Origin of the sequence: Komarekiella delphini-convector SJRDD-AB1 (assembly GCF_014831675.1) — a bacterium.
Classification (GTDB): Bacteria; Cyanobacteriota; Cyanobacteriia; order Cyanobacteriales; family Nostocaceae; genus Komarekiella.
The window spans coordinates 1-6,110 of record NZ_VJXY01000116.1 but is presented as its reverse complement, the minus strand read 5'-3'; the positions used below and the strand labels follow the sequence as shown (position 1 = coordinate 6,110).

The window sequence follows — 6,110 nt, the reverse complement described above, 5'->3', positions numbered from 1 at the left end:
TGGTATCTTGCGTTACTTGTGTGAAGATACTGCTGTCACTGACATACAAACACTCACCACTCCAGAAATCAGTTTTAACTACCTCGGACAATTTGACCAAGTCCAATTGCAAACTGGTTGGAAATTTACATCTGAATCCACAGGAGCCAATCAAAGTTCAAAACTGACTCGTGAGCATCTATTAGATATTAATGCTCTGGTGATAGAAGGCGAATTACAAATTAATTGGGCTTACAGTAGTAACGTTCATACTCCAGCCACAGTCGAGAATTTGGCACAGAGTTATATTCAGGTAATCAGGTCGATAATAGAACATTGTCAATTAGAAGAGAATAGAGGATATACACCGAGTGATTTCCCGCTTGCACAGTTGAATCAAGTAGAAATTGAGCAGTTATTAGCTGCAATCAAAGCTAAAGACATCTGTGCAATTTATCCACTTTCTCCGACACAACAAGGGATGCTATTTCATAGTCTGTATGCACCTGATAGTGGCGTATATTTTGAACAGATGACCTTGAATTTGAAAGGTCATCTCAATGTTGCTGCTTTTGAGTTGGCTTGGCAGAAAGTTGTAGATAGGCATTCAGTTTTACGTACATTATTTGTTTGGGAAAATCGGACAATTCCATTACAAGTAGTACTCAAACAAGTTAATTTACCTTGGAATAATCTCGATTGGCAAGGACTATCAACCACAGAGCAACAACAGCAATTATCAGAGTTGTTGCAAACACAAAGAAGACTTGGTTTTCAATTCAACCAAGCACCATTGATGGGATGTACATTAGTGAGGCTAGATGAAGATAATTACAAGTTCATCTGGAGTCATCACCACATCCTCATAGATGGATGGTGTTTATCGATTATCTTCAAAGATGTTTTAAGTTTCTACAAAGCTGAAGTTGCAGGTGAAACTTGTTCACTGCCAACAGCACGTTCCTACCGTGATTATATAGCTTGGTTGCAGAAACAACATCATGTTGCTGCTCTTGACTTTTGGCGACAAACTTTGCAAGGTTTTAGCATTCCAACTTCCCTAGTAGTAGATAAGTTAACCTTTCAAAATCAACAAGCTAAACCGGAATATAAGGAACTTGAATTACATTTATCTGTGGGAGTGAGCCGTAAGTTACAATATGTGGCACAGCATCATGGCATGACTTTATCGACGATAGTACAAGCAGTTTGGGCATTACTATTAAGTCGTTATAGTGGCGAGAAAGATGTAGTATTTGGTGTGACTATTTCTGGTCGTCCAGCCAATTTGTCTGGAGTAGAGGAAATAGTGGGATTATTTATCAATACCTTACCATTACGTATACAAATATCCCCCCAACAGCAACTAATACCTTGGCTGCAACAAATACAACAGTTAATGTTGGAATTACAGGATTACTCTTACACTCCACTAGTTGAAATTCAAGCTCTTAGCGAAGTACAAAAAGGAACACCTTTGTTTGATAGCATTGTGGTGTTTGAGAATTATCCAATTGATAGTTCTTTATTGAATGAGGATAATTCGCTACATTTCAGCGAAATCGAGATTTTTGGACAAAATAATTATCCGTTGACTGTAATGGTAGTCCCTGGAGATGAGTTGTTCGTTAAGATTCGTCACGATAGTACTCGTTTTGAATCAGATACGATTGCGCGGATGTTAGGACATTTGCAAACCATTTTCTGTGAAATTGCAGACAATTCTTCACGAATGTTAGGTGAATTACCTTTACTCAATGAATCAGAAAAACAACAGTTGTCAAACAAAAATATCGGAAAACTAAAACTAATTAAGCGCAATCCAATTAAGGTAGAAAACTGAGTAGGTTATCAAAGGACTATGTTTAGACAGAGCAGACTTTTAAGTTTGCTCGCTACCAAAAAGACCATTATACCAATTCTGTATGAGGCTGCGTTTAATTGCCCTCTCTATAAAAGTGGGACTATCCAAATAAAGCTACCAATGCTACCTAAATTAGCCCCATCTTTAGACAGAAACGGTATTAGAGTAATCACATAGGAGAAAAAATAGAAATGATTGAAGGTTTTGAACTATCACCCCAACAAAAACACCTTTGGAAACTACAATATTCTTCACCCAATTTTCCTTATCGTGCCCACTGTGCTGTACAAATCAAAGGCAAAATCGAGCCTAATACTTTAAAGTCTGCGATCAAGCAAGTAATATCAAGTCATGAGATTCTCCGCACTACTTTTAGTCCTGTGGCTGGAATGACCTTACCATTACAGGTTATCGCTTCTGATTTTAGTCTCCACTTTAGTGAGTACGATTACACGAAAATAGAATTAGAATCGCAGTTGACTCAAATAGAGTTATTGTGGAAGCAATATAGTCAGCTTCCTTTTGATTTTTCCCAAAACTCACTTTTTCATTGCACTTTAGTCACTCTTTCTGAGGAAGAATCTGTATTGTTGCTCAACCTGCCTACTTTATATGTAGATATCAAAGGACTCGATAATTTAGTACTCAAAATTAGTAATTCTTATCGTGCTTGCACCAAAGGTGAAGAACTTTTTGAGGATGTACTACAATATGCAGACATATCGGAGTGGCAAAATCAACTACTTGATGACGAAGAACAAGAATTGATATTTGCTAAAGGTTACTGGCGCAAGCAGAATATTACTGATAGCTTAAGTATAAAACTACCTTTTGAAAGACAATCCACTTGGGAAACTGAATTTGAACCCCGTTATTTTAAATTTATTATTCCTTCTCCTCAAGTGGAGCAAATATCAGAATTCATTGAAAAAGAAAAAGTTCCAATTGATTTATTTTTCCTCGCGTGCTGGCAGATATTTTTGTGGCATATAACCCAAGAATCAGAAGTGTTTGTTGGAGTTTGTTGTGAAGGTCGAGAGTATGAAGTTTTGCAAGATTCTATTGGTTTATTAGCCAAATATTTACCACTCAAATCTAGTTTTAAAAAAGGCTTATTATTTCTGGATGTTCTCAAACAAATACAATTGGAAATAAATAGTATTTATTCTTGGAAACAACAATTTAACTGGGAGTCAATAATTGATGAAAAAAGTTATATAAATACTGCTTTTATTCCCTTTAGTTTTGATTTTACTCAAACAGAACAGCATATTGTCGATGATATTTGCTTTTCTATTATTAAACAAGATGTTTGTTTTGATAAGTTCAAAATTAAACTAAGTTTCACTCATAATCATTGTGATTTAGTGGCAAAGTTATGTTACGATACCAGCCTATTTGAGGAAGATTACATTCAATGTCTGGCTGAACAATTTCAGATGCTATTATCTAGTATTTTAAATTGTCCTGAGACGGCAATTGAAAAAATAGAAATTCTTAGCGCCTTTGAACGAGAAAAAATTCTACACCAATTTAATGACACGAGTTGTGATTACCCCAAAGACAAGTGTATTCATCAATTATTTGAAGAACAGGTAGAAGAAACACCCGATGCTATAGCATTGGTATTTGAGGAACAACAATTAACTTACAAGCAATTAAATCAAAAAGCCAACCAACTGGCAGATTATCTTCAAAAACTGGGAGTTAAACCAGAGGTGTTGGTGGGGATTTGCGTAGAGCGTTCCTTAGAAATGGTGGTGGGATTGTTGGCGATATTGAAGGCTGGTGGTGCTTATGTACCCTTTGACCCCAAATATCCCCAAGAACGGTTGAGTTATATGTTGAATGATTCTGCTGTTGAGGTGTTGCTTACTCAGAGATCGTTAGTGGAGGAATCTTTACCACCAAATCCAGCACGGGTGGTTTGTTTAGATACGGACTGGGGGGTGATTGAGCAACAGTGTAGGGATAATTTTAACTCTGGGGTGAAGTTGAATAATTTGGCTTATGTCATCTACACGTCTGGTTCTACTGGACAACCGAAGGGAGTTGCGATCGCACACAAATCAATCTTTAATTATGTTTATAGTCTCATTCAAATCATAAATATTAAACCTAGTAGCAATTTTGCTTTAGTGTCTACAATTAGTACAGACCTAGGCAACACTGTAATATTTCCTTGCTTATTGACAGGTGGGTGTCTTCATGTAATATCCGAGGAAAAAGTCTCTGATCCAAAGGCTATAAGGGAATATTTTAACCATCAGAATATTGACTATCTTAAAATTGTTCCCTCTCATCTAGCAGCTTTACAAACCTCGTTAGATCCAGCATTAGTTCTGCCGATTAAAACACTCATTCTTGGTGGTGAAGCATCTAGTTCAGATTGGGTAGAGACGATTCAAGCTCAATCTCCTAATTGCAATATCATCAATCATTATGGCCCTACAGAAACTACTGTAGGGGTACTCACCTATTTTCTAGATCAAAAATCCTTACCTCTGCGTTCCTCTACATTACCCATCGGTCGCCCAATAGCCAATACCCAAATCTACATCCTAGATGAGGATTTACAACCAGTACCCATAGGTATGCCCGGAGAATTATATATTGGGGGTGATGGTTTAGCTAGAAGTTACCTCAATAACCCACAACTAACTAGCGAAAAATTTATCCCAAATCCTTTTGATAAGTCAAAACAGAAACTCACTCCGGCATTTGACGATTTTATCTCGAAAGATGCAAGGGAAAGTCTGCCAAAAGAATCTAAGTTATACAAAACAGGAGATTTGGCTCGATATTTACCTGATGGCAACATTGAATTTATTGGTCGCATTGACCATCAAGTAAAGATTCGTGGGTTTCGCATCGAATTGAGAGAAATCGAATCTGTTCTTAACGGTCATCCCCAAATACAACAAGCCGTAGTTATTGCCATAGAAGAAAGCAGTGGTAACAAACGCTTAGTTGCCTATATAGTTTTTTATGAATCACTTCCTACCAAAGAAATACGTGAATTCCTGCTTTCAAAGTTACCAGAATACATGATGCCTTCTGCTTTTGTCATCTTAAATACCCTGCCATTAACACCCAACGGCAAGGTAGATAGAAAAGCATTACCTTCGCCTGATAGTGTTTCACGAGAAAATGAATACGTAGCACCACGCACCCAAAATGAAGAACTTATAGCCAGCATATTCTCTGAAATTCTAAGTGTACAAAGTGTAGGTATCCACGACAACTTCTTTACTCTAGGGGGACATTCTTTATTCGCAACCCAGGTTATTTCTCGATTAAACCAAACATTCTCTGTGGAACTATCCTTACGGCAAATATTTGAAATACCAACTGTAGCAGAATTAGCTGAAGCTGTGACTCAGTTACAGCATACAGAGGATGAAGATATGACTCATTTGTTAGCTGAGTTAGAAGATCTATCAGATGACAAAGTGCAACAGCTTTTAGCCGAAGAAATGCATTCATCAGTACATAGCTGAAGATCAATTGCTAATGGTAAAAGCTATAGCGGCTTCTATTTTCCTTGAATTAACAGTTGTTTTGGAATTAATAGTTACTAGTTATGAAAAATATCAATGAAAAAATTGCAAATCTTTCAGCAGAAAAGCGGGCTTTATTAGAACTAAGACTTAAAAATAAGAAAAATAAGAATACTCATATTTCCAAAAAGCAGGCAATACCCCGAAGAAGCGACCACGACTCACCTCGCCTATCCTTTGCCCAGGAAAGGTTATGGTTTTTGGAGCAATTAGAGCCTAATAACCCCTTCTATAACGTACCTAGAGCAGTTCTTTTAGAAGGTAATCTCAACCAGCAAGTTCTCCAACTTGCATTATCAGAATTAGTACGCCGTCACGAGGTACTACGCACTAGCTTCCGAACTGTGAATGGCACTCCAGTACAGGTGATTCATCCAGAAGTCGCGATCGCAATCAATGTGGTTGACTTACAAAAACTACCAGATAAAGAACGTAAAACTTTCCTACAGCAACAAATACAAAAAGAACCAATTACCCCGTTTAACTTAGAGATAGCACCATTAATCAGGTGTAGTTTGTTTCAGTTAGACACTACGGAATATGTATTGTTACTGGCAATGCACCACATTATCTCGGATGGTTGGTCAATAGGGGTATTCATTCAAGAGTTATCGACTTTATATCAAGCTTTTTGTATAGGAGTTCCATCCCCCTTACCAGAATTACCTATCCAGTACGCAGACTTTGCAGTTTGGCAAAGACAATGG

At 37.3% G+C, this 6,110-nt stretch carries 3 protein-coding genes; all 3 read left to right on the top strand.

The features are described from left to right. Nucleotides 1–1,822, top strand: a 1,822-nt coding sequence (locus tag FNW02_RS36975; RefSeq protein ID WP_225226267.1) for a condensation domain-containing protein, incomplete at its 5' end; no start/stop codon positions are given. Between the two features lie 212 nt (nucleotides 1,823–2,034). Further along, a complete protein-coding gene (locus FNW02_RS36970) occupies nucleotides 2,035–5,343 on the top strand; it encodes a non-ribosomal peptide synthetase (protein WP_191762444.1) in 3,309 nt (1,102 codons plus the stop codon). A gap of 83 nt (nucleotides 5,344–5,426) precedes the next feature. Further along, a partial coding sequence (locus tag FNW02_RS36965) for a condensation domain-containing protein (RefSeq protein ID WP_225226265.1) occupies nucleotides 5,427–6,110 on the top strand: 684 nt, incomplete at its 3' end.

Excerpts from the sequence above, each read along its gene's own strand:
- FNW02_RS36970 (WP_191762444.1), top strand. The coding sequence starts at position 2,035 with ATGATTGAAGGTTTTGAACTATCACCCCAACAAAAACACCTTTGGAAA.